The 26,057-nt window shown below is 72.6% G+C and carries 30 protein-coding genes and 1 tRNA gene; 7 read left to right on the top strand and 24 right to left on the bottom strand.

Annotation, left to right across the window (positions count from 1 at the left end):
• Positions 1-906: 906 nt before the first annotated feature.
• On the top strand, positions 907-2,961 hold the full coding sequence (locus tag CG736_RS28535) for a DEAD/DEAH box helicase (RefSeq protein WP_232734242.1): 2,055 nt from the start codon (positions 907-909) through the stop codon (positions 2,959-2,961).
• A 106-nt stretch (positions 2,962-3,067) separates the two neighbouring features.
• Positions 3,068-3,883 (top strand): TIGR02452 family protein, encoded by an 816-nt coding sequence (locus tag CG736_RS28530; protein WP_100589096.1) that lies wholly within the window; start codon positions 3,068-3,070, stop codon positions 3,881-3,883.
• A gap of 18 nt (positions 3,884-3,901) precedes the next feature.
• Here CG736_RS28530 and CG736_RS28525 read toward each other — a convergent pair whose 3' ends face one another.
• The 3 genes from CG736_RS28525 to CG736_RS28515 form a co-directional block, all read right to left on the bottom strand.
• On the bottom strand, positions 3,902-4,201 hold the full coding sequence (locus CG736_RS28525) for a hypothetical protein (RefSeq protein WP_100589032.1): 300 nt from the start codon (positions 4,199-4,201) through the stop codon (positions 3,902-3,904).
• Positions 4,202-4,448: 247 nt separating this feature from the next.
• On the bottom strand, positions 4,449-5,150 hold the full coding sequence (locus tag CG736_RS28520) for a tyrosine-protein phosphatase (RefSeq protein WP_100589031.1): 702 nt from the start codon (positions 5,148-5,150) through the stop codon (positions 4,449-4,451).
• A 128-nt stretch (positions 5,151-5,278) separates the two neighbouring features.
• Positions 5,279-6,031 (bottom strand): SDR family oxidoreductase, encoded by a 753-nt coding sequence (locus CG736_RS28515; RefSeq protein ID WP_100589030.1) that lies wholly within the window; start codon positions 6,029-6,031, stop codon positions 5,279-5,281.
• A gap of 100 nt (positions 6,032-6,131) precedes the next feature.
• Between CG736_RS28515 and CG736_RS28510 the strand changes: the two genes are divergently transcribed.
• Complete coding sequence (locus CG736_RS28510; RefSeq protein ID WP_100589029.1) at positions 6,132-6,746, top strand: transglutaminase domain-containing protein; 615 nt, start codon at positions 6,132-6,134, stop codon at positions 6,744-6,746.
• Here the strand turns inward: CG736_RS28510 and CG736_RS28505 are convergent.
• Positions 6,713-7,930, bottom strand: a complete 1,218-nt coding sequence (locus tag CG736_RS28505) for a DNA glycosylase AlkZ-like family protein (protein WP_100589028.1) — start codon at positions 7,928-7,930, stop codon at positions 6,713-6,715. The two genes, CG736_RS28510 and CG736_RS28505, sit on opposite strands and share 34 nt — an antisense overlap.
• Before the next feature lie 147 nt (positions 7,931-8,077).
• Here CG736_RS28505 and CG736_RS28500 point away from each other — a divergent pair, with 147 nt between their 5' ends.
• The 3 genes from CG736_RS28500 (at position 8,078) to CG736_RS39040 (ending at position 9,426) form a co-directional block, all read left to right on the top strand.
• Positions 8,078-8,749 (top strand): DNA polymerase beta superfamily protein, encoded by a 672-nt coding sequence (locus CG736_RS28500; RefSeq protein ID WP_100589027.1) that lies wholly within the window; start codon positions 8,078-8,080, stop codon positions 8,747-8,749.
• A 97-nt stretch (positions 8,750-8,846) separates the two neighbouring features.
• Positions 8,847-8,919: transfer RNA gene (locus CG736_RS28495), tRNA-Lys, on the top strand.
• Between the two features lie 270 nt (positions 8,920-9,189).
• Positions 9,190-9,426, top strand: coding sequence for a helix-turn-helix transcriptional regulator (locus CG736_RS39040; RefSeq protein ID WP_198520638.1), 237 nt, complete (start codon positions 9,190-9,192; stop codon positions 9,424-9,426).
• A gap of 451 nt (positions 9,427-9,877) precedes the next feature.
• On the opposite strand, the gene CG736_RS28480 is transcribed toward CG736_RS39040, so the two are convergent.
• Together CG736_RS28480 and CG736_RS28475 are read right to left on the bottom strand one after the other, a co-directional pair.
• Positions 9,878-11,062 (bottom strand): helix-turn-helix domain-containing protein, encoded by a 1,185-nt coding sequence (locus tag CG736_RS28480; RefSeq protein WP_100589025.1) that lies wholly within the window; start codon positions 11,060-11,062, stop codon positions 9,878-9,880.
• Between the two features lie 66 nt (positions 11,063-11,128).
• Complete coding sequence (locus CG736_RS28475) at positions 11,129-11,767, bottom strand: HAD family hydrolase (protein ID WP_100589024.1); 639 nt, start codon at positions 11,765-11,767, stop codon at positions 11,129-11,131.
• A gap of 78 nt (positions 11,768-11,845) precedes the next feature.
• Between CG736_RS28475 and CG736_RS28470 the strand changes: the two genes are divergently transcribed.
• Entirely contained in the window at positions 11,846-12,421 is a 576-nt protein-coding gene (locus tag CG736_RS28470) for a hypothetical protein (RefSeq protein WP_232734241.1), read from the top strand.
• Positions 12,422-12,492: 71 nt separating this feature from the next.
• Here CG736_RS28470 and CG736_RS28465 read toward each other — a convergent pair whose 3' ends face one another.
• The 18 genes from CG736_RS28465 to CG736_RS28380 all read right to left on the bottom strand — a co-directional run bounded on the left by CG736_RS28465 (position 12,493) and on the right by CG736_RS28380 (position 25,949).
• Positions 12,493-12,678 (bottom strand): hypothetical protein, encoded by a 186-nt coding sequence (locus CG736_RS28465; RefSeq protein WP_100589022.1) that lies wholly within the window; start codon positions 12,676-12,678, stop codon positions 12,493-12,495.
• 96 nt (positions 12,679-12,774) lie between these two features.
• Entirely contained in the window at positions 12,775-13,041 is a 267-nt protein-coding gene (locus CG736_RS28460) for a hypothetical protein (protein WP_232734240.1), read from the bottom strand.
• On the bottom strand, positions 13,038-13,289 hold the full coding sequence (locus CG736_RS28455) for a hypothetical protein (RefSeq protein WP_100589021.1): 252 nt from the start codon (positions 13,287-13,289) through the stop codon (positions 13,038-13,040). Before CG736_RS28455 ends, CG736_RS28460 begins: the two co-directional genes overlap by 4 nt.
• Before the next feature lie 9 nt (positions 13,290-13,298).
• Positions 13,299-13,649, bottom strand: coding sequence for a hypothetical protein (locus CG736_RS28450; protein ID WP_100589020.1), 351 nt, complete (start codon positions 13,647-13,649; stop codon positions 13,299-13,301).
• A 1-nt stretch (position 13,650) separates the two neighbouring features.
• Positions 13,651-14,292, bottom strand: coding sequence for a glycoside hydrolase domain-containing protein (locus CG736_RS28445; protein ID WP_232734239.1), 642 nt, complete (start codon positions 14,290-14,292; stop codon positions 13,651-13,653).
• A 61-nt stretch (positions 14,293-14,353) separates the two neighbouring features.
• Positions 14,354-14,641, bottom strand: coding sequence for a hypothetical protein (locus CG736_RS28440; protein ID WP_100589019.1), 288 nt, complete (start codon positions 14,639-14,641; stop codon positions 14,354-14,356).
• Positions 14,634-15,170 (bottom strand): hypothetical protein, encoded by a 537-nt coding sequence (locus CG736_RS28435; RefSeq protein ID WP_100589018.1) that lies wholly within the window; start codon positions 15,168-15,170, stop codon positions 14,634-14,636. The genes CG736_RS28440 and CG736_RS28435 overlap by 8 nt, the downstream gene beginning before the upstream one ends.
• Positions 15,171-15,178: 8 nt before the next feature.
• Positions 15,179-17,998, bottom strand: a complete 2,820-nt coding sequence (locus CG736_RS28430; RefSeq protein WP_100589017.1) for a hypothetical protein — start codon at positions 17,996-17,998, stop codon at positions 15,179-15,181.
• Positions 17,999-18,007: 9 nt separating this feature from the next.
• Positions 18,008-20,599 (bottom strand): phage tail tape measure protein, encoded by a 2,592-nt coding sequence (locus CG736_RS28425; RefSeq protein ID WP_157815774.1) that lies wholly within the window; start codon positions 20,597-20,599, stop codon positions 18,008-18,010.
• 56 nt (positions 20,600-20,655) lie between these two features.
• Positions 20,656-21,135, bottom strand: coding sequence for an SIMPL domain-containing protein (locus tag CG736_RS28420; protein ID WP_100589015.1), 480 nt, complete (start codon positions 21,133-21,135; stop codon positions 20,656-20,658).
• Positions 21,128-21,313 carry a hypothetical protein gene (locus CG736_RS28415; protein WP_100589014.1) on the bottom strand — a complete coding sequence of 62 codons (186 nt, stop codon included), beginning with the start codon at positions 21,311-21,313 and terminating at the stop codon, positions 21,128-21,130. The genes CG736_RS28420 and CG736_RS28415 overlap by 8 nt, the downstream gene beginning before the upstream one ends.
• Before the next feature lie 17 nt (positions 21,314-21,330).
• Positions 21,331-21,813 (bottom strand): hypothetical protein, encoded by a 483-nt coding sequence (locus CG736_RS28410; protein WP_100589013.1) that lies wholly within the window; start codon positions 21,811-21,813, stop codon positions 21,331-21,333.
• Entirely contained in the window at positions 21,810-22,775 is a 966-nt protein-coding gene (locus CG736_RS28405) for a phage tail tube protein (protein WP_100589012.1), read from the bottom strand. The genes CG736_RS28410 and CG736_RS28405 overlap by 4 nt, the downstream gene beginning before the upstream one ends.
• A gap of 2 nt (positions 22,776-22,777) precedes the next feature.
• On the bottom strand, positions 22,778-23,011 hold the full coding sequence (locus CG736_RS28400) for a hypothetical protein (RefSeq protein ID WP_100589011.1): 234 nt from the start codon (positions 23,009-23,011) through the stop codon (positions 22,778-22,780).
• A 9-nt stretch (positions 23,012-23,020) separates the two neighbouring features.
• Complete coding sequence (locus CG736_RS36605; RefSeq protein WP_157815773.1) at positions 23,021-23,512, bottom strand: hypothetical protein; 492 nt, start codon at positions 23,510-23,512, stop codon at positions 23,021-23,023.
• Positions 23,512-24,117 (bottom strand): hypothetical protein, encoded by a 606-nt coding sequence (locus CG736_RS28390; protein WP_100589010.1) that lies wholly within the window; start codon positions 24,115-24,117, stop codon positions 23,512-23,514. Before CG736_RS28390 ends, CG736_RS36605 begins: the two co-directional genes overlap by 1 nt.
• A gap of 3 nt (positions 24,118-24,120) precedes the next feature.
• Positions 24,121-24,471, bottom strand: coding sequence for a hypothetical protein (locus CG736_RS28385; RefSeq protein WP_100589009.1), 351 nt, complete (start codon positions 24,469-24,471; stop codon positions 24,121-24,123).
• A 65-nt stretch (positions 24,472-24,536) separates the two neighbouring features.
• Positions 24,537-25,949, bottom strand: coding sequence for a phage major capsid protein (locus tag CG736_RS28380; protein WP_100589008.1), 1,413 nt, complete (start codon positions 25,947-25,949; stop codon positions 24,537-24,539).
• Positions 25,950-26,057: the final 108 nt, after the last annotated feature.

The following is a 26,057-nucleotide window of genomic DNA, read 5'->3' as shown; positions in this document are numbered from 1 at the left end:
ACGCCAGATGGTTCGCGCCGGTGCGTGCGCCGCTGGGGGCGCGCGGCTGATGGTCGGCGGTTGCCCGTGTCCCGGCGGGGCGGACGCGCGTTGGGCACCGAGAACGATTGGCGGCCCGGGCGGGTCGTGCGGGAGGTGGCTCGGTGATGGCGGTTGGGGCGGCGCGGCGAAGGGTGGCGACGGGGGCGGCGACGGCGGCGATCGCCGTGCTCGGACTGAGCGGGTGCATGTCGGTGGGTGCGCAGCCGCCGGCCGGGCCCAGCGGGGTGAAGCCGACCGGTGCGGGAACGGCGACCACGCTCAAGGCCGGGGTCGGCGCCGGCGGGCACCAGGGCGGAGGGCGCGGGGAGCACGGCGGCGCGCCGGGTGGTGACGGCGCGTCACCCGGCGCGGCTCCGTCCCCCGGTGGGCACGCCCCCGGGCCGACGCCGCCGGTCGTCGGGGTGCAGGGCGCCCCGGTGCCGGTGCCCGGGACGAACGCCGGCACTCCGGCGCCGACCGGCACGCCCGCTGCGCCGGGCACTCCCGTGCCGACCCCGACCGGTGGCGGCGCGTCCTCGCCGACCCCGCAGCCCAGCAGCCCGGAGCCCTCCCGCTCGGCGAAGCCCTCGCCGACGCCGAGTGCGACGTCGGCGGAGCCCAGCGAGGGGCCGTCCGCGCACTGAGCCCGGAGCGCGGCCCGGAAGCGGCGCCGGGCCTTGATTCGGGGGCGCTGGCCAGGGGATTTGCCTCTGATCCGTAGGTTCCCCTATGGTGGTAGATCGTTCGTTTGATCCTATTTGGCTGGCGCTCCTCACACCTTTGAGCGCCCTTGGCGCGTTCCGGCGATCCGTGGCTGACCGCATAGAGGCGGTATTTCCAACAGACCCCCGGACTTTGGCGCGTGCCACTTCCGGAAGGTTTTGCATGTCTCTCGTTGACGACGCCCGCTTCGCCATGCCCGCGAACGGCTCCGACGCCGCCGACACCGATTCTCTCGACACCGACACGCTGGACGCGGAGCTCGCCGAGCTCACCGACGGCGCCACCGACTCCGACGCGGCCGACGCCGCCGACGCCGAGCCGACCATCACCTTCGGTGACCTCGGTCTGCACGACGACGTCGTCCGGGCGCTCGCCAAGCGCGGCGTCACCACCCCGTTCCCGATCCAGGCCGCGACCATCCCGGACGCGCTGGCCGGCAAGGACGTCCTCGGCCGCGGCCGCACCGGCTCCGGCAAGACCCTGAGCTTCGGCCTGCCGCTGCTGACCCGCCTCGCGGGCGGCGAGCGCACCAAGGCCAAGCAGCCGCGCGGCCTGATCCTGGTCCCGACCCGCGAGCTGGCCATGCAGGTCGCCGACGCCCTGGAGCCGTTCGGCTCGGTGCTCGGCCTGCGCCTGAAGGTGGTCTGCGGCGGCACCTCGATGTCGAACCAGATCTACGCGCTGGAGCGCGGCGTGGACGTGCTGGTCGCCACCCCCGGCCGCCTGCGCGACCTGATCAACCGCGGCTCCGCGAAGATGGACGAGGTCGAGATCGCCGTCCTCGACGAGGCCGACCAGATGGCCGACATGGGCTTCCTGCCCGAGGTCACCGAGATCCTCGACCTGGTGCCGGCCGGCGGCCAGCGACTGCTGTTCTCCGCCACCCTGGAGAACGAGATCGACACCCTGGTCAAGCGCTACCTGAAGAACCCGGTCACCCACGAGGTCGACCCGTCGGCCGGCGCGGTGACCACCATGACCCACCACATCCTGGTCGTGAAGCCCAAGGACAAGGCGCCGATCACCAACGCGATCGCCGCCCGCAAGGGCCGCACCATCATCTTCGTCCGCACCCAGATGGGCGCGGACCGGGTCGCCCAGCAGCTGCTGGAGGCCGGGGTGAAGGCCGACGCGCTGCACGGCGGCATGACCCAGGGCGCCCGTACCCGCGTCCTCGGCGACTTCAAGGACGGCTACCTCAACGTGGTCGTCGCCACCGACGTCGCCGCCCGTGGCATCCACGTCGACGGCATCGACCTGGTGCTGAACGTCGACCCGGCGGGCGACCACAAGGACTACCTGCACCGCTCCGGCCGCACCGCCCGGGCCGGCCGCTCCGGCACCGTCGTCACCCTGGTGCTGCCGCACCAGCGCCGCGGCGTGTTCCGCCTGATGGAGGACGCGGGCGTGGACGCCTCGCGCCACATCCTCGACCACGCCTTCGACGCCGAGGTCGCCAAGATCACCGGCGCCCGCTCGCTGGTCGAGGTGCAGGCCGAGAGCGCGTCCGGCATCGCCGGCGCCGCCGAGCGCGAGGTCGCCGAGCTCACCCGTGAGCTGGAGCGCGCCCAGCGCCGCGCCACCGAGCTGCGCGAGGAGGCCGACCGCCTGGCGTCCCGCGCCGCCCGCGAGCGCGCCGAGCTGGGCATCGAGGACGAGGTCGAGACGGACGAGGCGACCGCCGAGGCCGGCGCCGAGACCGCCGAGCAGCCGGCCGCCGAGGCCCAGCCGGTGGCCGAGGAGCGCACCCCCTCCTACCGCGAGGCCCGCACCGAGCGTCCCGCCTACAACCGGGACCGCGACGACCGCGGCGGCCGTGAGCGCGGTGGCTTCAACCGTGACGACCGTGGTGGCCGTTCCTTCGGTGACCGTGACCGTGGCGGCTTCAACCGCGACGACCGCGGCGGCCGTGAGCGCGGTGGCTTCAACCGCGATGACCGTGGCGGCCGTTCCTTCGGTGACCGTGAGCGTGGCGGCTTCAACCGCGACGACCGCGGCGGCCGTTCCTTCGGCGACCGTGAGCGTGGCGGCTTCAACCGCGACGACCGTGGCGGCCGTTCGTTCGGCGACCGTCCGCAGGGTGGCTTCAACCGCGATGACCGCGGTGGCCGTTCGTTCGGTGACCGTGACCGTGGCGGCCGTCCGCAGGGTGGCTTCAACCGCGACGACCGTGGCGGCTTCAACCGCGACGACCGCAAGCCGCGTTGGAAGAACTGACACTGACGCACTGACGGGCCCGCTCCACTCCGGTGGGGCGGGCCCGTCCGCGTTCCGGCGGTAAATGCGGTGGTGGCGGCGGATGTCGGCGGCTAGCGTGCGCGACATGAGCAGCAGGCAGCGGGCACTCGCCACGCAGAACGAGGAGATCGCCGACCGGGGCGAGTACCGGAGCCCCGACGGGACGGCGGTGCGGATCGCCGAGGAGCTGGCCGCGGCCCGCGCGGGGACGGTGTCCTACCCGCCGGAGGCCGAATTCGACGCCGGCCCGGGGCCGTTGCGCGGGCCCGCCGAGGTGACGGGCGAGGGCAGCATGAAGGCCGCCCAGCGCCTGGTCGCGGACGGCGGGCGGAGCGTCGCGGTGCTGAACTTCGCGTCAGCGCGCAACCCCGGGGGCGGGTACCTGCGCGGGGCGAAGGCCCAGGAGGAGGACGTCTGCCGCACCGCGCTGCTGTACCGCTGCCTGCTGGAGGCCCCCGACTACTACGAGGCGCACCGTGCCTCCACCGACCTGCACTACAGCCACCGGGTGATCTGGTCGCCGGACGTCCCGGTGATCCGGGACGAACGCGGGGGCCTGCTGTCCCGCCCGCACCGGGTCGGCTTCCTCACCTCGCCAGCGCCCAACGCGGGCCAGCTGGCGCTGCGTTCGCCCGGCAAGGCGCTCGACCTCGGGCCGGTGCTGGCCGAACGGGCCCGCCGGGTGCTGGCCGTCGCCGCCCGGCACGGCGTGCGTGAACTGGTGCTCGGCGCCTGGGGGTGCGGAGTCTTCCGCAACGACCCGGCGGAGGTCGCGGACGCGTTCGGCGAGGCCCTGGACGAGTGGGGCGCGGCCTTCGACCGGGTGGTGTTCGGGGTCTGGGACCGCACCGTCCCCTCCGCGAACCGGGCGGCCTTCGAGGCGCGGTTCGGCGCCGCCTGAGACCGTCCTGCCCTGCGGTTACTCGCCGGTGGCCAGGGCCGAGGCGGCGGCGACCACACCGGTGACGGTGAGGACGGCCGGCCAGGCGCCGATCTTCTTCGCCAGCGGGTGCGAGCCGCCGAACGCCGCCAGGTAGAGGGTGGTCAGACCGGCCGCGACGGGCGTCCCCGCGCGGCGCTGCCAGCGCACGGCGGCCGTCGTCCCGGCGACGGCCAGCACGGCGCCGCCCAGTTCGCGCCGACCGCTGAACCGGGCGGTGGCGTAACCGCCGATCAGACCGGCGGCGGCGACAGCGGCGGTGGCGGGGAAACGGGCCATGGGACGGACTCCTTCGGACAGCCGGTGGACGTGCCTGACGCGCGAGGCGGCTGGTGGCCGTCGGGCGCACCGCCCACGGTAACCCGGCTGACGTACCGGGCCGCCGGGGGCCGGAACGGCCGCGGGGCCGCGACGCCGATACCGCCGTCCGCCACCCCCTCTCGCCCGCGCCCGGCCGCCGTCCTGCTCGGGACCGGACTCGCCGCCGCCGTCGCGGAGCGCCTCGCGATCGGGGCCCGAGCTCAGGTCACTCCGGGCGCAGGGCGCGGAGGGTGGCGAGGTCGGAGGCCGTGGCACCGTGGTCGAGGAGGTAGTTGTCGAGGGTGCCGTGGAGCTCCTCGATGCGGGCGAGGGCGGAGGCGAGGTGGGTGGCCTCGATCGGGCGGGAGAGGCGTTCCGCGCCGGCGGTGTCGAGGTAGGGCACGGGGCCGTTGTCGAGGCCGAGGCCGACGTTGGAGCGCAGGAAGTCCGCGGTGACGGCGGCTGCGGGGAGGCCGGCCAGGGTCTGCAGGACGGCGATGGTCAGGCCGGTGCGGTCCTTGCCGACGGCGCAGTGGACGAGGATCGGGGCGCCGGTGGCCAGCGCGTGCACGGCGGCGGCGACGGCGACGCCGCCGGTCTCGGCCATGAACGGGTAGAGCGCGGCCTGGTCCTCGGGCCAGACGCGGTCGGTGGTGGCCGGGTCGGGCAGCATCGGCACGTGCAGGTACTGGACGCCCTCGCCGATCGGACGGTCCGGCCAGATGTCGAGCTCGGGGCTGCTGCGCAGATCGAGGACCGTTCGGATGCCGAGTTCCGCGAGGCGGGCGGCGCCTTCGTCGGTGAGCCGGTTGAGGCTCGCCGAACGGTAGAGCAGCCCGGGGCGGTACACCCCCGCTCCGGCGTCGCGGAGGTTGAGCACGTCGGGGATGTCGAGGAACGGCGCGGCGGCGATTTCGGTCTCGGTCATGCCGCCCACCGTAGGGGCGGTGGGCGGCGACGCGCCGGGGCGTTGACCGAACCGGTATCGCGGCAACGCGTGATGTTCATACGGGGGCGACGGGGCGGCCGCCGCAGGGTCCGGCGACTGACGGTGGGTCAGCGTCCGCCGGCCACGTCCAGGAAGGAACCGGTGACGTACGAGGCGGCGGGGGAGAGCAGGTACAGGATCGCCTCGGCGACCTCCTCGGGCTGCCCGCCGCGCCCCATCGGCAGGTTGGGGCCGACCCGGTCGACCCGGCCGGGCTCGCCGCCGAGCGCGTGGATGCCGGTGTGGATGAGCCCCGGGCGGACGGCGTTCACCCGGATGCCCTCGGCCGCCACCTCCAGCGACAGGCCCCGGGTCATCGAGTCCAGTGCGCCCTTGGACGCCGCGTAGTCCACGTACTCGCCCGGCGAGCCGAGCCGGGACGCCGCCGAGCCGACGTTGACGATCGCCCCGCCCCGGCCGCCGTACCGGGTGGACATCCGGCGCACCGCCGCGGCCGCGCACAGGAACGGGCCGGTGATGTTGGCCGTCCAGATCCGGTTCAGCCGGTCCTCGTCGAGTTCGTCCAGCCGGCACTGCTTCTCCAGCGTGCCCGCGTTGTTCACCAGCGCGGTCAGCGGCCCGAGTTCACGCTCCGCGGTGTCGAACAGCCGCTCCACCTCGGGGGTGCTGCTGACGTCCGCCCGCACCGCGACGGCGGTGCCGCCCGCAGCCTGGATCCGCTCCACCACGCCGTCGGCCGAGGCCGCGTCGGCCCGGTAGTTCACGCACACCCGGTAGCCGCGTCGGCCCGCCAGCAGGGCGGTGGCCGCCCCGATGCCGCGCCCGCCGCCGGTGACCACCAGTACCTCGTCCTGCGCCATGCCGCCTGTCCCTTCGTTCCCGGAACCGATGCGACCGACGGTAGTCCATGGGGTGAAATGCCTTTGCCCGACGGCGAGTCGGCGGCGCAGCATCACTGGCATGGACCCTTCCGTCTCCCCGTACGGCCCGCTCCGGGCCGATCATCCCGACCTCGACGCGTACCTGGCCGCCGACGAGGTGCTCGACCACCGGCACCCCGCCGTGGTGGAGCGCGCCGCCGCGCTGCGGCGGGCCGATCCGGTGGCGACCGCAGAGGCGGTGTTCGACTTCGTCCGCGACCGGATCGACCACTCGGCGGACGTCGGCCGCTGGTCGGCGGCCTACCGGGCGTCGGACGTGCTGGCCGCCGGTGACGCGATCTGCCACGGCAAGGCCCACCTGCTGGCCGCGCTGCTGCGCGCCAACGGCATCCCGGCCGGCCTCTGCTACCAGCGGCTGGAGGTGCTGCACGGCCTCAACGGCGTGTTTCTGTCAGGGAGTTCGTGGTGGGTGCGGCTGGACGGCCGGGGCAACCGGAACGGCGCGGACGGGCGGTTCGCCACCACCCCCGCCGCCGAGCAGCCCGCCTGGACCGGTGACCCGGCGCTCGACCGGCACCACTACGCCACGGTGTACGCCGCGACGCCCCCGGTGCTGCTGGACGGCCTGCGCCGGGCCCGGCCGGGCGCCACCGGCTTCGACTACCTGCCGCTCGAACTCCCGGGCGAGGCATAGCGGTTGGCGGTGCGCAGGGCGGCGAGCTTCGGGGCGCGGCTCTTCGGCGAGTCCAGGCCGAAACTCCGGGCGTCCCCCAGTTCCTCGCGGACGAAGGTCTCGACGGCGTCGATCCCGGCGCGCAGCGCGGCGTCCATCGGTACGAACAACTGGTGCACCAGCTCCCGCTGTTCGGGGTCGTACTCCCAGAAGCCGACGATCCGGCCGCGGTCCACCACCAGGTGGGTCGACGGGTCGGACTCGCTGCCGAAGCTCCGCCCCGTCCGGGACGCCGGGGCGAGGCGGCCGGCATCCCGCGCGTCGACCAGCCGGGCCAGGTCGCGGTGCAGCAGGTGCAGGCCGTCGACGCCCGCCACCAGGGCGTACGCGGGCTGCTCCGGCACGGTGAACGCGGCCCACTCGTCGAGGAGTTCGGCCGGCATCAGCAGCTCGCCGCCGGGCAGGCGAGTCAGCTCCAGCGGGGCCAGGGCGGCCTTCGCGGTGGCCGCGTTGAAGCCGGAGAACCAGCGGAAGTGACGCACCGAGGCGGGCGCCGCCCAGGCGAAGTACCGCCGGGCCAGATCGGCGGCCTCGCCGTGCACTGCTTGGTCCCAGCGCAGGTAGCCGTACCGCTGCTGGTCCAGTCGCCCGTCGACCGGCACCCGGCGGATCAGCCCGCGTGCCTGCAGCAGCCCCAGCGCCAGCGGCAGCGTGGTCGACACCCCGCGTCTGCGCCCCGCCTCGCCCAGCGGGCGGGCCGCCGGGCCGGCCGCCGCGCGGATCTGCTGCGGGCCCAACGGTTCGGTGTCGGACAGCAGTTCGGACACTGTCAGGCAGAGCTGCTCGACCTCGTCCCGGGTCACCCCGAGGTGCCGCACCGCCGTCGCGATCTCCGCCTCCGCGACGCCCGCGCCCGCCGCCAGGCCCAGCGCGAAGTCCTCTGCCGGCAGCACGTACGTGCAGCCGCGGGCCGCGGGCAGCTCCTGCACCTCCACCGCGGCGAGCGCCGCGTCCACCGCCGCCCGGCCCAGTCCCGCCCTGGCGAACAGCCCCAGGTACGGCGCCGTGCCGCCCACCGAACGGGCCCACCCGGTCGCCGCCAGCACCTCGGCCGGGGACGCCCCCCGGTGCACGCCGCCGTCCAGCCACTGCCGGTGCGCCCACCAGGCCCGGAGCTTCGCCGCCGGGATCTCGCCGTTCGACATGGGCCCAGTATCGGCGCGTGGCACGGCCGCACCGAGCACCGTCGGCGGCGGCCGTGTCGGGCCCCGCCGTCCGGGCAGGAAATCGCTCGCGTGTACGGGCCGATCGGGGCGAGACTGCGGGGAACCGCTCCCGACGAGGTGACCCCCATGCACGTCCTGCTCTCCGGCATCGTCGGCTCCACCGCGTACGGCCTGGCGCACGCCGGCTCCGACCTGGACCGGCTCGGTCTGTTCGCCGCGCCCACCGTCGCCTTCCACGGCCTGCACCGGCCCGCCGAGTCGCACGTCACCACCGCCCCGGACCGCACCCTGCACGAGGCCGCCAAGTGGTGCCGACTGGCCCTCTCCGGCAACCCCACCGCCACCGAACTCGTGTGGCTGTCCGAGGAGTTGTACGAGGTGAGGACGCCGCTCGGCGAGGAGCTGATCGGCTTGCGGGAGGCCTTCCTGAGCGGCCCGGCGGTGCGCAGCGCGTACCTCGGCTACGCCCGGCAGCAGTTCCGCAAGCTCTCCTCCCGCGACCGCACCGACCCGGCGGGCGCCGTCCGGGCGGCCAAGCACGCCCGGCACCTGGTCCGCCTGGTCCGCCAGGGCGTCACCCTGCACGAGACCGGCCGCCTGGAGATCCGCCTCCCCGACCCGGACCGGATCCGCGCCCTCGGCGAACAGTTCGCCGAACGGCCCGAGGACGCCACCGCCCTGCTCGCCGACGCCGAGACCCGCCTCGCCCGCCCCGGCGTCCTGCCCCCCGCCCCCGACGAACGCCCCGTCGAAAGCTGGCTCCGCCGAGTCCGCGCCGCCCACCTCCCCGCCACCTGACCCGTCGACCCGCCCGGTCATCCACTGGCCATCTCCCACCGGGCACCAGGTAGGATCACCCCGGCAGGCGCTGTCCCACCAGGCCCACGCCTGCCACGGGCCGCTAGCTCAATTGGCAGAGCTGCGGACTTTTAATCCGTAGGTTCAGGGTTCGAACCCCTGGCGGCCCACCGGAACGTGAAAGCCCCTCACCAGCCAGAATCGGTCGGTGAGGGGCTTTCACGTTGGGTGAAGGTGAGGGTGGCTGGGTCTTCTGCTGGCTCCCTGCTGGCCCGAGGGGTCTGAGAGCCCAGATGATGGTGCTGCGTCGCGCTGGTGGAGCGGGGTGTCTCGGACGGCGTCGGGGTGCCAGCCCGTCAGCCATCTTCTCGAACTGGAGTTCGACCTAGCGGTGGGTTTGGTATACAGACTTTCGACCATCGGCGCGTGAGCGTCAAGGGGTGCCACAGCCTCATCCTGACGCCCACCAGCTGCGCGAACGTCGCGAAGTCGCCGAGCGGATCCGCCACTTCCGGCACCAGCGCGGGCTCAGCCAGGAGCGGCTGGCCGAGGCGATCGGCCGGGATCGACAGACAGTTGGCCTGTGGGAGCGGGCCGTCACGCCGCCCACGGTGGACGACCTGTCAGCCCTTGCCCAAGCACTTCAGGTCCAAACCTGGAGGCTGTTCTACGGTTAGCCGGTTGAGGGGCCAGCCGCATTGGGACTGGCCGCCTGAGCCTCGTTGCACCCGCGGTGGTTGCGGATGGCGTCGGAGTGGCTGTTGATGACACCGGCATACTCGCCACGACCGTAGGTGCCGCACCTGACGCAGTAGCCGAGCGTCTCCTGCCTGGGCTGGTCGCTCATCCCGTCCGCGGCCGCTGTGTTGCACTGGACCAGGTCCTCATCCACGGCCGGCCTCCGGATGCCGGGTGCACACCACGGTTTCGAAATCGTGCACCGCGCCAGGTTCGCTGGGAACGGTGATGGTGCCGGCGGGGTGGAGCGGGGGCTCGGTCGAGCCGCAGATGAGACATGCCTCTCCGTGGAGGCGCGCAGGGCTAATGCCCTGCTCAGAGGGTGTCGCTGTCACGCCCTCTACGATCCCTGGCCGGATGGGCCCGAAGTGACACAACCTGTGTCACTCGTCAGACCGCCTTCGCCCACCGAGCCATCGCCAGTAGTTCCTCGTCGCGGCCGCGGGTGAGCCGGACCAGGGCGGCCAGCTCGGTCCGGACCTGGCCGTGCTCGCGCACATGCTGCGGGGCGATTCGCCGAGCCACCAGCAGCGAGTCGCGGGCATGCTGCGGGCGGCCCAGCGCTATCTGCGCGCGGCCCAGGTCGATGTAGTAGTGGCTCCTGCGCTCTGCGGGCAGGTCCCGAGGCGGCGCCCATCGTCCGGCCTCCGCCACCGCTCGGTCCAGGTCGACCGGGTCACCCAGCTCAACCGCCACCGCGAGCTGATGGATGCGCACCGAGGCCGGGCCGACCGCGGTCCCGTCGTACAGCCGCTCTGGCACGCCGCGCACCAGGCGCTCGGCCTCGGCCAGGTGCAGGCGCGCGCTGCTGGTGTCGACCGCCCGGCCGGCCACGACGGCGGCCCGCATGTGCAGGGCCGCTGCTGCAGCGGCCAGCGGCACCGTGGTGGGCGGCGGCATCCGGTCGGCGGCCTGCTGCAGGGCGCGCAGGCCCGTACCGAGCTGGCCGGTGGCGAAGTAGACCTCGGTGCGAACGTAGGCCGCGGCGGCGGCGAGGGCCGGGTCCTCGGCGATGGCGGCGGCCCAGCGCATCAGCTCGATCAGGCGGGCGGACAGGTCGCGGTAGCCGTACTTGTAGGCCGCGGCGTCGGCGGAGCGGATGGCCAGGGCGAGCAGGTGGGCGGCCTGCTGCCGGTCGGCTTCGGCAGCTTGGTCGACGGCGCGGAACAGTTCCTCCAGCAGCGGGGTCACGCGCTTGGCGAGGTGGCTGTACTGGGAGTTGACTCGGGCCTCGGTCATTTCCTCCACTGCTGCGGCGAGTTCGTGCAGCGGCCGGACCGGCCCGTCCTCCGGCAGGTCGTACGAGGCGATCGCGGCCTGCAGCGCGGGGATCGCCTGGTGCACGCGGGAGTCGGTTCGGCCCGGGCCGTCGGCCAGCTGCTCAGGGGTGGTGTGCAGGGCCCGGGCAAGAGCATCCAGCACGGTGTCGCTCGGCGAGCGGGTGCCGCCTTCGACCTGGCGGATCATGCTGATGGAGACGCCGGACGCCTCGTAGACCTCTCGGCGGGTCAGGCCTGCGGCAGAGCGGGCGGCGGCTACGCGGTACCCGAGGTGGGCGGCGGTGGCGGCGGGCATGCTGGGCACGGTACCCGCGCTGTCACGATCTCGGGTGCGAAACCGCCCCAGTCCCGCTGGGACGGTTCACGGGAGTTGACGAACGATCAGGTCGGCAAGGTCGGTCAGCGAGTGGGCAGTCCAGTCGGCGTCCGGCGCGGTGGTGGTCAGGCCAATCGGGCCTCGGCGCAGGTGCGCCGCGCGCAGTCCGGCCGCCCGTGCGGGTGAGACGTCGTTGGCCGGGTGGTCGCCGACGTAGACGATCTGCTGCCGCTCGCCCGGTGCCCACTCCGCGACCAGGTCGAAAAAGGCCGCGCTGGGCTTGGAGATGCCCCACTCGCCGCTGGTGGCGATCGCGTCGGCAGGCAGGTCGAGCCCTCGCAGCAGGCTGGTGACGGCCGCGTTCTGGTTGCCCGCGATGCCCACCCACACCCCGGCGTCGCGCAGTTGCTGCAGCGCCGGTCGAACGTCCGGGTAGAGGTCGCTCTCCTCCAAGCGGTCGCCCCGCCCAGCAGCCTGGCGGGCCCGCCACTCTGCGCCGACATCGCAGCCCGGCCGCAGGATGCGGATCGCCTCGGCGTTGTCGAGCCCCTGCGCCAGGACGTGGCCGACCAGTGCGGACATGGTGTGCGTCGGGACGTCCAGCCACCGAGCCCAATCTGCCCAGTACCGGGTGTCACTGGTCAGGGTCTCGCCGATGTCGAACACCACTGCCTCGATCGTCATGCGGGCAGCGTAGCGGGACCCCTGTGGAGCGGGCAGGGCAGTGTTACGGGACGGGCACATCAAGTACACGCCTCTTACTTGGCCGGTACGGTCCCCCCGTACATCACCACCCCAGGGGAGACCATGCGCCGCACCGCTCTTGCCGCCGCCACCGTCGGCATCGCCCTCATCGTGACCGGCTGCAGCAGCAGCTCGACGACATCGACGCCGCCCGCCGCCACGGGAGCGGCGCCGACCGGTGCTGCCTCCAACGCGGCACCGGTGAAGCAGCAGCTCGACGCGACAGCCGCCCTGGCGGCGCTCACCGCCCACGCGCCCAGCATCACGTTGGTGAAGGCGTACACCGCCGACACCGACCCGAACCACCTGCTCGGCCGGCCCGGCCAGTACACGTCGAAGGTCGCGTTCAAGGACTCGCGCATCAAGGACGTCGACGGCCAGGACGAGGACGCGGTGATCCGCGGCGGCGGCATCGAGGTGTTCGCGTCGGCCGCCGACGCGTCGGCCCGCGCGGCCTACCTGGAGAAGGTCACGAAGTCCATGCCCGCCCTCGTCGAGTACGACTACGTGGTGCGCGAGACGGCGGTGCTGCGGGTGTCGCAGCGGCTGTCGCCGGATCAGGCGAAGGCGCTCGCCGACGCCCTGAAGGGCTAGCACCGGACACGACCAGCCGCCCCGCCCGGCCGAAGCCGAGCGGGGCGGCTGCGGCCAGTCGGTGCGGCGTGTCAGGTCGTCGGCAGCATGGTGCGCTCCAGAGCAGCCATAAGATCACCGGCAGCGGCCAGCAGTCGCTCCGCCTGCTCAGGGTCGTCGACCGCCAGCTGGCCGGCAGTGAAGCCGAGCGCGGCGATGGTGCGCTGGATGGCGCCCCGGAGGTCGGCGATGTACGCATCACGAGGGTCGGTTTCCATGACGCCACATCATGGCGAACGCCCGGTGCCGCCACGCCGGAAACGGCGAATCCGCCCCGCCAGCCGGGCCGAAGCCGAGCGGGCGGGGCGGTGGTGTCAGTGCTGCACGAGCGGGATGGCGGCGACGACCAGGGCGGCGAGGCTGGTCAGCGCAGCCACCGTCGGCAACGGCCAGCGGCCGGCCTCCAGACGTCTCAGCCGCTGCTCGTGGTCGTCCAGGCGCGCACCGACGTCCCGATCAGCCGTCACCAGCGCGTCCAGCTTCGCTTCGAGTCGGACCAGACCGTCAGCCACCCGACGGACCTCCTCGTACATCTGGCCCGGGGTGATCACCACGCCCGGGTCGAGCGGCGGGCTGGTCACTCGCGCACCGCCGGGATCGGCGGCAGCTCCGCCCGGATGGGCGCCGACCGCAGCCAGCTCGGCAGCCAGCTGTCCACCAGCGGCAGCGCGAGCAGCCGGGTGATCGCGCCCGACACGGCCAGCACCGCGCCCAGGCCCGGCAGCGTGTCCGGCAGGCCGGCGGTGTGCACCAGCAACGGCATCCCGGCAGCCGCACCGGCCACCACGGCGAACACGGTGCGGGCCAGTCGGCGGGTCGAGTCCTTCATGGTCAACTCCTAGGCCTTGAGGGTGGTTTCGAGCATCCAGCCGACCGGGCACCGGCCGGTGTCGTCCGGGCTCGCCTTGACCCGGCCCACGGACACCTTCTGGTCGCCGTCCAGGATGGCGATGTTGACTCGCCCGCCGGCCCGCGGAACATGAAGCTCCTCGGTGATCCGGAAGTCCTGGATCGGGTCGTTCCAGACCGCGATCCGCAGCACTGCGTCGGCGAACTCGGCCGCGAAGGACAGGTAGACCTGGCCCCAGCCGACGGCTCCGCCGTTCTGCGGCGGCAGCGGGATCAAGGTCGCGTTCGCGAGGTCGTCGGCCAGGAATCCGGCCTTGACGTCGCCACTCAGCAGCGCCATGTCAGCGCACCTCCTCGTCGAGGCGGCGCCGGTCGGTCGACCGTGCCGCGGGGTTGTTGGTCAGGGTGTAGGGGCGGCCGGGCATCCACTGGCCGATGTCGTCGGCCCAGCCGGTGTTGTTGTCGACCTCGACGCCGTCGATCCGGGACGTTCCGGCCTGACGGATGTGTGCGCGCGGTTCCCAGCGGCCGCCGGACCAGGCCTCGGCCTGCCAGTACCAGGAGACGAGGCCGGAGTCGGCGGCCGCGGCGACGATGCGGATGCCGCCGTACACGCCGATCTGCTCGGCCGGCAGCACGTCGCGCACGCCCTGGAAGTAGGCTGCGACCCGCGGCCAGGTGGTGTCGGTGTCGACGGCGAAGTAGATCGGGCGACCACCCGGCATGCCGCAGGCGGCGGCCTGGCGGACGGCCTCGCGCGCGTCGGCGGCGCCGGCGGCCCGGCCGTCGAGGGCCCGGCCTGCGGTGGTCTCCCACACGACGCCGCACCAGATGCCTGCAGCGGCGAGCGCGGTGGCCTCGGCCAGGGTGAGGTTCTTTGACGGGTCCTTGCTGAGGTAGCGCATCACGAACGCCACTCCGGCGTCGCGGAGCGCGGCCGGGGGTGGCTTGGACCAGGGGTAGTCCACGCCGTACTGGGTCACAGCGACTCCCAGGGGTGAGGGCCCCAGCGCCTGTCGGCGGCGGGGTGGTGGTGAAGGCGGGTCAGGTGGTGGGGACGACCCAGCCGGTGGGCAGGGTGGTGGTCTCGGTGCCCATCGGCTCCGGCGGCGGGAGCGGCTCCGGGTCGCAGCCGCAGGCCGGCAGCAGCGCCGGGTCCGGGGCGGGGCAGTCGGCCTGGTGGACGTGCGCGGCGGCGTTCAGGGTGATCGCGTGCTGGGGGCAGCTGTAGACGGCGTCGGTGTGCGTCGGATCGGCGGCGCTGCGGCGCCGCCACTGCACGGCGGCCGCGGCCGGGCACGCGCCGCAGGTGGTTCCCTGGAGGTCAGGCATGGGAGTACCTCACGAATAGTGCGCAGCGAGTTTCCCCGCCGACGCTGGTGTTAAGCGCGCCGCCGGAGTTCTGCCAGCTGGCGACCTCGACGTAGTCGTTCGCGGTGAGGTACACGTCGCGGGTCGGGGTGACGATCACGGACTCGGCGGTGCCGTTGTTCGGGCCGTAGGTCTCGGCTCCGGGGATCGCGGCCCCGTTGACCTGGATGCGGGCGGTGCGGAATCCGGTGGAGTTGGGGACGTAGGCGGCGGTGCCGCACACGGTGTACCAGCCTGTGACCTGCGCGGTGTAGCGGCTGGAGTTGGTGGTGTTGCTGTGGCCGCCGTACAGGTCGGTCTGGGTGGTGTCGAGGGCCAGCGCGGTCCAGGTGCTGTTCGGGACGGACTGCACGGTGCTCTGGGTGCCGACGAACAGAGGCGGGTTCGTGAGGAAGGTGCCGTTGTTGCCGATCACGTTCATCGACGCGGCGGTGTCGAACTGGCCCGGGGCGAAGTTGGTCGCCCAGACCGGGACGGGGAGGTTGGCCACGCGGGCTCCTAGTAGGCGTAGGCGTGCTGGTCGAGGCGGCTGACGGCGTCCCAGGCCGTGGGGTCGGTGGCGCCGGCGGGCAGTGCTTCGCACACCACGTCGCCTGCGGTGTGCGCCTTGGTGGTGGCGGCGGTGAAGAAGACGGTCACCGCGGTCCAGCCGGCGGTGCTGCTGCCGACGCGGAGGATGGTGACGGTCTCCTGGTTGGCGGTGCCCAGGCCGAGGATCAGCTGCCCGCCGGCGGGGAGTTGGGCGGCGGCCGGGTCGGTGTTGTTCTGGCCCGGCGGGTTCTTGATGATGATGCTGGTCGCTCCGGCGGCGACTGTGGTGGCCACCGCGGTGTGGAACGCGGCGAGGACGCCGTAGGGGGTGGTGTCGACCGGGGAGAGCTGCAGCGTCCAGGTCGCGCTGTCGGCGGCGATCGCGGGCTGGATGTTCTCGACGAAGCAGGGCTGGGAGATGAGGTTCCCGGCGGCGGTGCGGCGGTTGACGGTGACGCGCATGCCGAGCTCCAGCGACAGGCACACGGGCCACAGCGCCGGGTTGGCACCCGGGTTGAGGACCAGGGAGGTGATTCGCAGCGCGGGCTGCCGGTACCTGCTGAGGAGGTAGTTCGCGGCGTCCTGGACCTCGAGCGCGGAGGCGGTGTTGATGGAGCGGGACATGGTCCGCGGGTAGTACTGCGTGATGGACGGCTGGTCGACGGCGGTGAACACCTGCCCGGTGCTCGCCCTGGTGGCGGTGACGATGTTGGCGAGCCGGGTGGGGTCGTAGTCGAACGCGACGCCGGGCTCGTACGGGTACTCGCCGGGGCCGTCGCCGAACACGTAGGCGCTGACGAGCTTGTTGTAGCGGTCGGAGCGGGCGCGGAACGTCAGGGTTCCGGCCCGGTCGACGTAGTGCGTGCCGGCCTCGGTGGCCGTGGCGTCCTGGAGCGCGGACAGGGCGTCGGTGCCGCCGGTGGCGGGGCCCATGGCCCTGGTGAGGCCGGCCTGGATGCTGGTGCTGCCCGTGTACCCGGCCCAGTTGAGGATGCGGGTGTAGCGGGTGTCGGTGGAGTCCCCGGCGAAGGCGGACTTCCACGCGGTGTAGATCGTGGTCATGTCGGTGTCGGCCAGGGCTGTCGGCCACTCGGTGACGTACGCGAGGTCGCCCTGCCAGGTGTCGATGGTGCCGTTGCCGGCGGTCGGGTCGACGTAGGCGCCGAGGTTGTCGCTGATCAGCCCGGTGGGTTCGTTCGCCGCAGCGAACGGCCAGTAGATGTTGGTCCCGTCGAAGTTGATGATCAGGTAGCCGCTCGCGCGGCTGTAGCTGGCGATGGCCAGGTGCCAGTTCCCGTCGGCGACGTTCGCCGTGGACGGGCTGTACACCGAGATCGAGCCGCCGGGCCCCGAGATGGCGATCCCGAAGCGGGCGGCGGTGTCGATCTGCCAGTACATGCGGGAGCCGCCCGGGTTGTTGTTGACCCGTCGGCTCTCGAAGCTCGACCACATGATGGCGCCGTCGGACGGGGTGCTGCCCGCGGTGTAGCGGAAGGCGATCATGCGGGTCCAGGCGGAGGGGTCCGCGGGACCGGTGATGCCGGCGCTGCTGAGCGAGATGTAGGAGGCGGCGCTGAGGAGACTGGTGCCGGGGTTGGCGTTGAGGATGCTGGTGACGGTGCCGGTGGATCCGGTGAAGGCGCCGCCCGGGCTGGCGGAGGTGATCTGGGTGCCGGAGGTGATGGTGCCGGGCCCGTACTTGCTGACGTTGACCGGGGCGGGCCGGTTCGTGCCGGCGGTGTCCGCGAACGTGGTCGCGCCCTGGCTGTCGCCGAGGGTGTAGAGGAACCTGGGAGAGCGGGAGAGGATCTCCTGGGAGAGCGGATCGCGCAGCTGGACCTGGGAGAGGAGCGCGAAGGTGTCGACGCACGTGGGCGTGCAGACGGCCCGTGTCGGGTCGGTCCAGGTCTGCGGCCACCGCTCGGCGAATCCGGCGTAGATCGGGTACCAGGTGCCGGGCTGGACCCAGGCCGACGCCGCCGAGGCCTTCTCCAGCTGCCACTCGTCGACTTGGACGGTGATGGCCGCGGCGGGGGCTGCCGCGGGCATCACGCCGCAGGCCAGCCCGAGTACACCGGCCGGGAGGGTGGCGGTGACCGTGACCTGTGTCCACGCGGCGGTCGGCGAGCCGGTCAGGGTGACGGTCGCGCCGAAGGTCTTGGTGCTGCTGCCGCCCGGGATCAGGTACGCGCCGATGTACGGGCGGACCTGCACGGTGCCGGATGTGACGGCCCGGATCCTGGCCTGCATGGTGTAGGTCGTGCCGCCCTCGGCCGCGGGCTCCGCCGTGAAGAGGATGGTGGCGGTGACCGGCGCGCCCGCCGGAACCGCGAACTGCAGCACCCGGGCGCCGCGGAAAGCGGTGGCGCTGGCGGCGATGGAGCCGCCCGTGGGATCGAGCTCGCTCCAGATCTGCGTGGCGCTGCCGCTGATCGGTCCGAGCGGCTGTCCGCCGGCGTCGCCCCCGGTGGCCTGGATCTGGTTCAGTAGGTTGATCGTCGCCGGCCACTGGGCGCGCTTGCGGACCGGCTGGTACGGCACGACGCGCCCGTACCAGGGGCCGGCCGTGTTGGTGGGGTCGAACGCGCCGTCGGTGTTGTCGAGGGTGAGCCGGTACTCGCCGGCGCGGACCTGGTCCAGCTCGTACTGGCGCCCGCGCTGGGCGGCCGTGGTGCCGATGACGCGGCGGGTGATCTCGGCCCACCGCACGCCGGGCAGGTTGCCCCCGGCCGCACCCCAGTTCGGGCCCCAGGACTCTTCGATCAGCGGCCAGTTCGGGTTCGGCAACGTGGCCTCCTAGCGCTTGTACGACGGGTAGGTGCTGTTGTTGCGGGCGCCGTCCTGCAGGGTGCCTGCCCGCACGATGTCGACGAGCTGGCGCTCCGCCAGGACGGAGCCCTGGACGGTGATGTGGGTGTTCTGCTGGACGATCTGGCCGCCGCCCGCGCCGGCGAGCGCGAGGCCTCCGCTGCCGAGGCCGGGCATGGCCGGCATCTGGGCGGCGGCCAGGGCCTGTTGGGCGACCGAGGTGACCGCCGCGGCGGCCTGGGAGGCCTGGGCGCGCACGCCCTGTGCGATGCCCGCGGGGATCCAGCCGCCGACCTGGTCGGCGAACGCCCGCGAGGGGCTCTTGATGCCGAGGTAGCTCTTGGCGGCGTCGAGGGCGTTGTTCGCGAGGTTCTTGAGCTCGTCGTAGAGCCAGCTGGCCCCGGACTCGACGCCGTGGACGATGCCCATGACGATGTCGTAGCCGACGGACCCGAACCGGTGGCCGAAGCCGGCGGCGATGTCCCAGGCCGACGACAGGGCATCGCCGATCGTGCCGGTCACCCGGTCGAAGACGGAGCTGATCTCCGTCCAGATCTCGTGGACCGGGGTGAGGATCTCCTGCTTGAACCCGAGCCAGGCGAGGCGCCCGATCGTGGTGATCTGGTCCCACTTCGCGGAGAGCCAGATCATCAGGGCGGTCCACACGATGACGATGTCGGTCCAGATCAGCATGATCGGGTCGATGACCGCGGCGTGCACGGCCTGCCAGAACCCGACGGCGACCGCGACGATCCCGCTCCAGATCCACGCGAAGAACGCGACGACGTTGTGCCACACCGAGACGGCCGTGTCGAAGACCGCCTGGTGGAATCGGTTCCACAGCGCGACGATCGTCGCGATGACGGGCAGGAAGATCACCAGCAGCAGCGGCCACCACTTCGCGAAGAAGCCGGCGACGGCGTTCCAGATCTGCGACGTCACCGCGTAGAGCCAGTTCCACGCGGCCACCAGCGGGTCGACCACGGTGTGCCACGCGGACGACAGCCACGCGCCGGTGGCGTTCCACGCTCCGACGACCCAGCCGACGATGGCGTCCCAGATCTGCGACGTCTGGTCGGAGAGCCAGTGCCAGGCGGCGACGACGACCCGCGCGGTGACCAGGGCGGCGCCGCGGATCCAGTCCCACACCGCGCGCCAGTGGACGATCAGCAGCACGATCGCGGCGATCAGCACCATCACCCCGATGATGATCCACACCACCGGGTTGGCCAGCGCCGCGGCGGTGAAGTTCCACATCGCCACGGTCAGCGCGACCAGCGCGACGACCAGGACCCCGGCGATGACCCCGGCGGCGATCTTCGCCGCCAGGGCGTGCTCGGTGATCCACCTCGCGCTGTTGGCGACCACGACGGCGATCTTCTCGACGTACGGCATCAGGTACTGGCCGATCTGGATCGCCAGCGCCCCCGCGCTCGCCTTCGCCGAGTCCAGCTTCTGGTTGAAGTTGGCCTGGACGTCGGCCCAGCCCTCGATCTCCTGGCCGCCCTCTTTGACGTGCTCGTTGATCGTCTCCGTGTTGCGGCGGAACAACTCCATGTGAGGACCGGTGAGTTGGAGCGCGGCCATCATGCTCTTGGTGCCGCCTACCATCGTCGCGAGCGCGCCGATGTAGGTCTGCTGCTCGGGCGCGAGGTTCGCCAGCACCTTCTCGTAGTCGGAGGTGTTGGCGGACGCCTTGCGCAGGTGCTCGATCAGGACGGTGCCGGCCGGGCCCATCTTCGACTGGATGGCGTCGGTCAGCATCTCCAGCGTGGAGGCGAGGCCGTTCTTGCCGAGGTTCTGCCCGACCTCCACCGCCGACAGGCCGAGCGACTTCATCTCCATCGCGGCCTTGCCGGACGGGTTGGAGAGCGCGCCGATGGTCTGCCGCAGGTACGTGGCGGCGACGTCGGCGGTGGTGCCCTGCGCGGTCATCGTCGCCATCGCGCCGAGGACCTCGTTCAGGCCGACCTTCGCGGCCGCGGCGGTCGGCAGGATCTTCGACATGGAGCCGGCCAGCGCCTCCATGTTGGTCTTGCCGTTCGCCTCGGTGGCCACCAGGGCGTTGGTGACTTCGGCGGCCTTGTCGGCGCCCATCGAGTAGGCGTTGAGGCCGGTGGTCACCGCGTCGGCGACGGTCGCCAACTCGGCCGCGCCGACCTTCGCGCCCATCGCCGAGTCCCGCAGCACCTCCAGGCCGGCGGAGCCGTGGAAGCCCGCCGACTCGATCTGGTAGAGGCCCGCGGTCAGGTGCTCGGTGCTCTGGCCGACCTCGCCCGCCATCGACAGGACGCCGTCGCCGACCGCCTTCATGTTCTCCGCGGCCTCGCCCGCCGACGTGCGGATGCGAGTCATCTGGAACTGGAAGTCTCCGGCGGCCTCCACCGCGTGCTTCCCGGCCTCGAACGCGGCCAGACCGAGACCCGCGATCGCGGCCTTGCCGATCATGCCGGTCTTGGCGAACGCGCCCGCGCCGGCAGCGTCCGCGGACGCAAGCTCGGTGCGGACCTCGGCCATGGCGGTCTTGACGCCCTTGGACGACCCGAGGAACTCGATGAAAACGGGAGGCAGTCCGGCCAAGTCGGCCACCTCCCATCGGTGCTCGCTGTTGAGTTGTGGTCAGGCCGTTCGGCCTGTCAGCTGGTGGCCTTCTTCCACGCGGCCACCCAGATGCCCTCGATCTTGGGCATCGCCTTGTTCACGCCGGGCTTGAAGTAGGGGTACCGGGCCTCGAGTTGGCCCTTGTACAGGTTCTGCGGGCCGCCCTTGGACCCGGCGAGGACGACCCCGTTCCAGCCGCCGCCGGGCACCGGCCGGGGCCGCTTGTCGGACCTGATGGCCTTCGACAGCGAGCCGGTGAGCCGGCCGGGGCCGCCGGACTTGGTGACGTGGTGGGGCGTCAGGCCCAGGTTCACGGCGCCGCCGGTCCGGGAGGACTTGCCGCGGTGGTCCCACCGCGGCCGGCCGCGCAGGCCGGACTTGATGGCCGACTTGGTGACGCCCTGCACGGCCTTCAGGGCCTTGAGGGTGGCGAGGTCGATCCGCTTGTCCAGCGCCACCACCGCGGCCTGGGCCTCGCGCACCCCGCGCACCGACACCCCGATCCCGTCAGCCACGGGCCGCCTCCTTCTCCCGGTCCGAGCGCAGCTTCGAGACCGTGTCGTCGACGGCGAGCAGCCAGTCGAGGGTGAGCGCGCTCTCGTCGTCGAGCGCGGACGGCGGGCAGTGCAGCAGCGTGCACAGCCGCCAGGTCCGGTACTCCTCGTACGGGACCTGGTCGGCCGTGTACCGCATCCCCTCCAGCGCGCCCCTCAGCCGCCGGAGGGCGCGGTAGGGGATGCCGGGTCGGGGTTCGGCTCGGCGAGGTTGGGGTTCAGCGCGCTCTGGTACGGCGCGACGATGCGCTTCAGCTCGTCGAGGGCGGGCCCGGGCAGGTCCAGGACGCCCTCGGTGCTCACCGGCACCGGCTGGTCGCGCTCGTCGAGGAAGCTCCAGCCGCGCACCACCGCGACCAGCAGCAGGTCCTGGACGTCCTCGAGGACGGTCATCATCTCCGGGGAGACGGACGCGCCGATGCGCCGCTTGTCCTCGTCGCTGATGGTCTGCGCGGTGATGCCGTCGGCGATGGCGCCCTGGATGGTCGAGGTGAAGGAGGCGTCGGCGAGCAGCTGCATCGTCTTGGCGCGGATCGGGCGGCGGGCCCGCTCGCGGATGTCCTGCACGGGCCGCAGGTCGGCCCACTGGCCGTTCGGCAGGGGGACGCGGTTGGCGGAGTGGATGTCGATGTCGGTCACTTGTACGTCCCGGAGGTCACGGCGTTCTGGAGGGTGATCTTGCAGGGGCTGTAGCCGCCCGAAGCACCGGCGTCGGTGGCGTTCGCCAGGGCCTCGTAGGTGACGGAGAGCTCGATGTAGTCCTTGCCGCGGGAGATCTCCGCGTCGGAGTACGCGCACTTGGACGCGTGGAGCTTGACCTGCACCGCGGAGGCCCCGGCGCCCTGGGAGAAGTTGAAGTCGAGGGCGGGCTTCGCGTTCGTCAGGTAGTTGGTGAGCTGGGCGTCGTCCTCCATGATCAAGGTCATTTTCCCGGCCACGGAGACCGGGCCGGACCACAGCGCGTACGGGGCCTGCGAGCCGTCGGCCGTGTTCAGCGCGGTGACGGGCCGCTTGACGGTGAACTCGCCGTCCAGCAGCAGCAGCGAGGACACGCCGGCGATCTGCACGGCTCCGTTCCACCCGGCGATCGGCGTCACCGAGGTGAACGACGGGACGGGCGCGCTGGCGGCCGCGGAGGCCAGCGCGAGGCCCTTCGCCGAGTACTGCAGCAGCCCGTCGCCGGAGAACTTGAGGCCCAGCTCGCTGAACTTCAGGCCGGCGTACTGGCGCGCGGTGATCGCGTAGTAGTCGGTGAAGGTGTAGCTGGGCGGCTGGGCGGTGCCGGTGTTGAGGACCGCGGCGGCGTGGGTGAACGGGGCGCTGGCGCCGGTGGTGGTGAGGTCGCCCAGGACGCCGGTGACGGCCCAGCCGATGGTGTCGGGGATGACGTCGCCGCCGAACTCCAGTTCGGCCCAGAGCGGGCCGGAGATCTTGTCGTAGACCTCGACCATCGAGCCCCGGTAGCCCTTGTCGTCCAGGAGCGTGAGCTTGTCCTTGGGCTTGATGTCGGTCACCGGGATGAACGCGGTCGCCGCCACCGCGGTGCCGAAGACGGTCTCCTTCGCGATACCGGCGAAGGACCGTTCCGTGGGCTGAGGCATCGTCACTCACCTGCCTTCGGGGTGTCGGTCGGCGCCGCCGGGGCGGGGGCCGGGGCGGTCTTGGCCGCGCGGGGTGTCGGCGGCGCGGTGGGCTCGGGCGCCGGGGCGGGGTCGGGCGGCGTCCAGCGGCCGTCGCCCGGGTTGGCGGCCAGTTCGTACTGGGCGCCCGGGTCGGGGGTGAGGGCGAGCGTCGGGTAGTACCGGTCCGGCTCGCCCTCGTAGGTGTACGTGGGCACGGGGGTCTCCTAGATGCGCTGCATGCAGGTGATGGACAGCTCGGCCTGGCCGACCCGGCCGGTGTGGTCGCTCGCCCAGAGGACGTCGATCGTGTTGGTCGTGGGCCGGGCCACCAGGACGGTCCCGCCGAGGGTGGGGTCGGTGCGGACGACGGCGACGACCTGGTCGACGAGGTCGGCGGCGCGCTCGAACGCGGACTGGGCGTCGTCGCCGCGCGCGACCTCGATGACGATGGCGATCGTGTAGTGCTCCTCCAGCCACCCGGCGCCGCCGGAGCCGACCATCGAGGACACGCTGATGTCCCGGGCCACCCTGCCGACGGACACGATGTCGGCAGGCTGGTAGGTCCCGGGCTCGTCCAGGCACACCAGCAGCGAGGCGTTCGGGTCGCCGTAGTGGCCCTGCCCGTTCACCAGGCCGCTGTCCGGCGTGAGTTGGGCCGCGAGCGCCTTGAACAGCCATAGGCGGGCAGCGGGCACGGAGGAGGCGGGGATGCTCATCAGGCCACCCCCGGCGGCCGCTTGAACGGCTTCCAGAGCTCCAACACCCGCGCGGGCAGCGCGAATCCGGTCGGCACCGTGGCACCGTCGGCGTCGTACGAGCCGGTCGCACCGAACGCCGGCCTGGCGGCCTGCTGGGTGAGCTGCCACAGGTGCCGGATCAGCTCCAGCGCTCCGAGGAACACCGTCGCCGGGACGGCGCCGCCGGTGCCGGAGGTGTAGACGACCCTGACGTTGCGGGTGCCGGCCGGGAACGGGACCGCGACGCCGACCGCGCGCCGGGTGATGGAGCCGCGCTCCGCATCGACGGTGTAGCCGTAGGAGTCGGTGCTGCTGCCCAGCGGCTGCTCGGTGAGGATCCACGAGCTGGCGGCGACGTACTCGACGACCGTCTGCACGGACGCCAGCGGCAGCCAGTCCAGGGCGATCGTGGACCGGCCGCCGTCGTGCCACTCGGTGTGCAACTCCGCGGTGATCGGCCCGCACACGTCGCGCACGTGGTCGTCGGCGGCGGCCATGAACCGCTGCAGCTCCAGGTCCTGGCGGGTGTCGGTCGTCGGGATGTTGAGGTGCAGCTTGACGGAGGCCAGGTCGACGATCGGCATCCGTCAGCTCCCGGTGTTCTCGGGCGGCTTGGCCGCGGCGGGGGCCTGCTTTCCGCCCTTGCCCGCTGCTCGGCTGGCCGGGGCGGCGGCCTGCGGCGCGGGGTCGGCGGTGAGCTCGTCCAGGGCGGCGCGCAGGGTGCGGGCCGCGGCAGCGGCCTCCCCGGCGGGGATGTCCTGGCCGCGCTCGGCCAGCTCGGCCGCGCGGTCCTCCAGGTGTTCGATGTCCGCCTCGATCTCGGCGGCGACGCGCTCGGCCTGTGCGGAGGCCTGCGCGGCGCGCTCGGGGCGGTCGTACTGGGAGTGCCGGGCGTACTCGTTGCGCAGGCCGCGCAGTTCGGCGACACGGTCGTGCATCGGTTCCTCCAGAGTGGTGCCCGGGGCGCCGCCGAGGGGACGGGCGGCGCCCCGGGAGCGCGGGGTCAGAAGCCGGTCGGCGCGGCCAGGCCGGTACCGGAGATGACGGAGATGGTCTCCGGCCGGCGGTCCGGCATGAAGGCCACGTAGTTGTAGACCTGGAAGCGGACCTGGAGGGTGCCGGAGAGGACCTCCTGCAGCACGCGGGTGCGCATGTTGCCCTCCCACAGGAACAGGTCGGAGGTGCGCATCGCGACGATGCGGTCCTCGTTCGTGCCGCCCCCGAGGTTGGCGGGGATGTTGCCGTCCGCCAGCAGCGGGAAGTTCAGCACGCGTCCGACGGGGCCCTCGACGTCACCGCCGGTCTGCAGGGCGAGCGGGTTGAAGGGGGCGTTGGTCTCCGGGAGGATGAACGGCCGGTTCTGGGAGTCGAGCTGGGAGGCCATCCAGAACCACCGCTGCGGGGTGAGGAACACCGCGGTGGGCATCATCTTGCGCTTGGTCGCGGACTGCGACAGCGCCTGCATGGCGGGCAGGTAGAGCTCGGGCAGGGTCGGCGTGGCGTCGGTGTAGGTGATCGCGTTGATGCCGGAGACGTTCAGGACGCCCTTGAGCTGGCCGGCGCTCCCTGAGCCGTTCCAGCATTGGGTGTCCAGGGTCTGGTTGTAGTCGGCGATCAGGTCGGCGAAGGTCACCTCGTCGAAGCTGGCCGGCGACTGGTCGAGCAGCTGCAGCGCGATGTCCTGCTGTCCGGCGATGGTGCGCACCGGCGCGGTGACGAAGGTGTCGGTGAGGTCCTGGGAGGTGACCGCGGCGGCGTCGGCGGTCTGGACGCCGGTCTTGGTGCCGGTGGCGACCTTGGGGACGTTGATGGAGTCGGTGCCGGCCGGGAGGGTCAGCGGGCGTACGGAGTTGGCGAGCACCCGGCCGAAGCGGGGCAGGTCGATGTAGTCGTCGATCAGCCACATCGGCGGCACGAAGTAGCCGCCCTGGCCATCGGTCCTGTTCGGGTTGACACGCTGTTCGAAGGTGGAGCGGCGGTCGATCGAGCGCAGTTCCTTGCGGGCCTGCTCGGCGCGGAGCTTCTCGCGCCGCGGCATCTCGACGTCCATCTCCTGGCCGTGCCGGTGCAGTCGCTGCCGGGCCTCGCCGTTGTTGAACAGCGTCGCGTTGGCGAGGTCGAGGAAGTAGGAGTGGCCGCTGTGGCGCTCGTAGGTGAGTGGCTCGGAGACGACCTCGACGCTGGGCGCGTACCGCTTGGCGCGCTCGGCCGCGGCGTCGTCGCGCTGCAGCTGGTCGTCGAGTTCGGCGATCCGCTCGTCGATCTCTCGGATCTGGGTCTCGGCGGCGTCGAACCGTCCGCGCTCCTCCGGGGTGAGGTCGCGCCGCTCGGCGGTGGGCGTCTTCAGGATCTCGGCGAGCTCGGCCTTGAGCTTGGCACGCCGGTCCTGCAGTGCCGCGATGAACTCACGGGACATGGTGAACGTCCTTCTGGTGGTGGGGTGTTGGTGGCGTGCCTGCGGCTCGGGTGGACGTCCGGGTGGCGGCCAGGTGCCCGAGGGCGGCGTGGCGGCCGGCGCGGCTCC

Origin of the sequence: Kitasatospora sp. CB02891 (assembly GCF_002803145.1) — a bacterium.
Taxonomy (GTDB): Bacteria; Actinomycetota; Actinomycetes; order Streptomycetales; family Streptomycetaceae; genus Kitasatospora; species Kitasatospora griseola.
This window is presented reverse-complemented; position numbering and strand designations above follow the sequence as displayed.

Excerpts from the sequence above, each read along its gene's own strand:
- CG736_RS28535 (WP_232734242.1), top strand. The coding sequence starts at position 907 with ATGTCTCTCGTTGACGACGCCCGCTTCGCCATGCCCGCGAACGGCTCC.
- CG736_RS28530 (WP_100589096.1), top strand. The coding sequence starts at position 3,068 with ATGAGCAGCAGGCAGCGGGCACTCGCCACGCAGAACGAGGAGATCGCC.
- CG736_RS28525 (WP_100589032.1), bottom strand. The coding sequence starts at position 4,201 with ATGGCCCGTTTCCCCGCCACCGCCGCTGTCGCCGCCGCCGGTCTGATC.
- CG736_RS28520 (WP_100589031.1), bottom strand. The coding sequence starts at position 5,150 with ATGACCGAGACCGAAATCGCCGCCGCGCCGTTCCTCGACATCCCCGAC.
- CG736_RS28515 (WP_100589030.1), bottom strand. The coding sequence starts at position 6,031 with ATGGCGCAGGACGAGGTACTGGTGGTCACCGGCGGCGGGCGCGGCATC.
- CG736_RS28510 (WP_100589029.1), top strand. The coding sequence starts at position 6,132 with ATGGACCCTTCCGTCTCCCCGTACGGCCCGCTCCGGGCCGATCATCCC.
- CG736_RS28505 (WP_100589028.1), bottom strand. The coding sequence starts at position 7,930 with ATGTCGAACGGCGAGATCCCGGCGGCGAAGCTCCGGGCCTGGTGGGCG.
- CG736_RS28500 (WP_100589027.1), top strand. The coding sequence starts at position 8,078 with ATGCACGTCCTGCTCTCCGGCATCGTCGGCTCCACCGCGTACGGCCTG.
- CG736_RS28480 (WP_100589025.1), bottom strand. The coding sequence starts at position 11,062 with ATGCCCGCCGCCACCGCCGCCCACCTCGGGTACCGCGTAGCCGCCGCC.
- CG736_RS28475 (WP_100589024.1), bottom strand. The coding sequence starts at position 11,767 with ATGACGATCGAGGCAGTGGTGTTCGACATCGGCGAGACCCTGACCAGT.
- CG736_RS28465 (WP_100589022.1), bottom strand. The coding sequence starts at position 12,678 with ATGGAAACCGACCCTCGTGATGCGTACATCGCCGACCTCCGGGGCGCC.
- CG736_RS28455 (WP_100589021.1), bottom strand. The coding sequence starts at position 13,289 with ATGAAGGACTCGACCCGCCGACTGGCCCGCACCGTGTTCGCCGTGGTG.
- CG736_RS28450 (WP_100589020.1), bottom strand. The coding sequence starts at position 13,649 with ATGGCGCTGCTGAGTGGCGACGTCAAGGCCGGATTCCTGGCCGACGAC.
- CG736_RS28440 (WP_100589019.1), bottom strand. The coding sequence starts at position 14,641 with ATGCCTGACCTCCAGGGAACCACCTGCGGCGCGTGCCCGGCCGCGGCC.
- CG736_RS28415 (WP_100589014.1), bottom strand. The coding sequence starts at position 21,313 with ATGCGGTACACGGCCGACCAGGTCCCGTACGAGGAGTACCGGACCTGG.
- CG736_RS28405 (WP_100589012.1), bottom strand. The coding sequence starts at position 22,775 with ATGCCTCAGCCCACGGAACGGTCCTTCGCCGGTATCGCGAAGGAGACC.
- CG736_RS36605 (WP_157815773.1), bottom strand. The coding sequence starts at position 23,512 with ATGAGCATCCCCGCCTCCTCCGTGCCCGCTGCCCGCCTATGGCTGTTC.
- CG736_RS28390 (WP_100589010.1), bottom strand. The coding sequence starts at position 24,117 with ATGCCGATCGTCGACCTGGCCTCCGTCAAGCTGCACCTCAACATCCCG.
- CG736_RS28385 (WP_100589009.1), bottom strand. The coding sequence starts at position 24,471 with ATGCACGACCGTGTCGCCGAACTGCGCGGCCTGCGCAACGAGTACGCC.
- CG736_RS28380 (WP_100589008.1), bottom strand. The coding sequence starts at position 25,949 with ATGTCCCGTGAGTTCATCGCGGCACTGCAGGACCGGCGTGCCAAGCTC.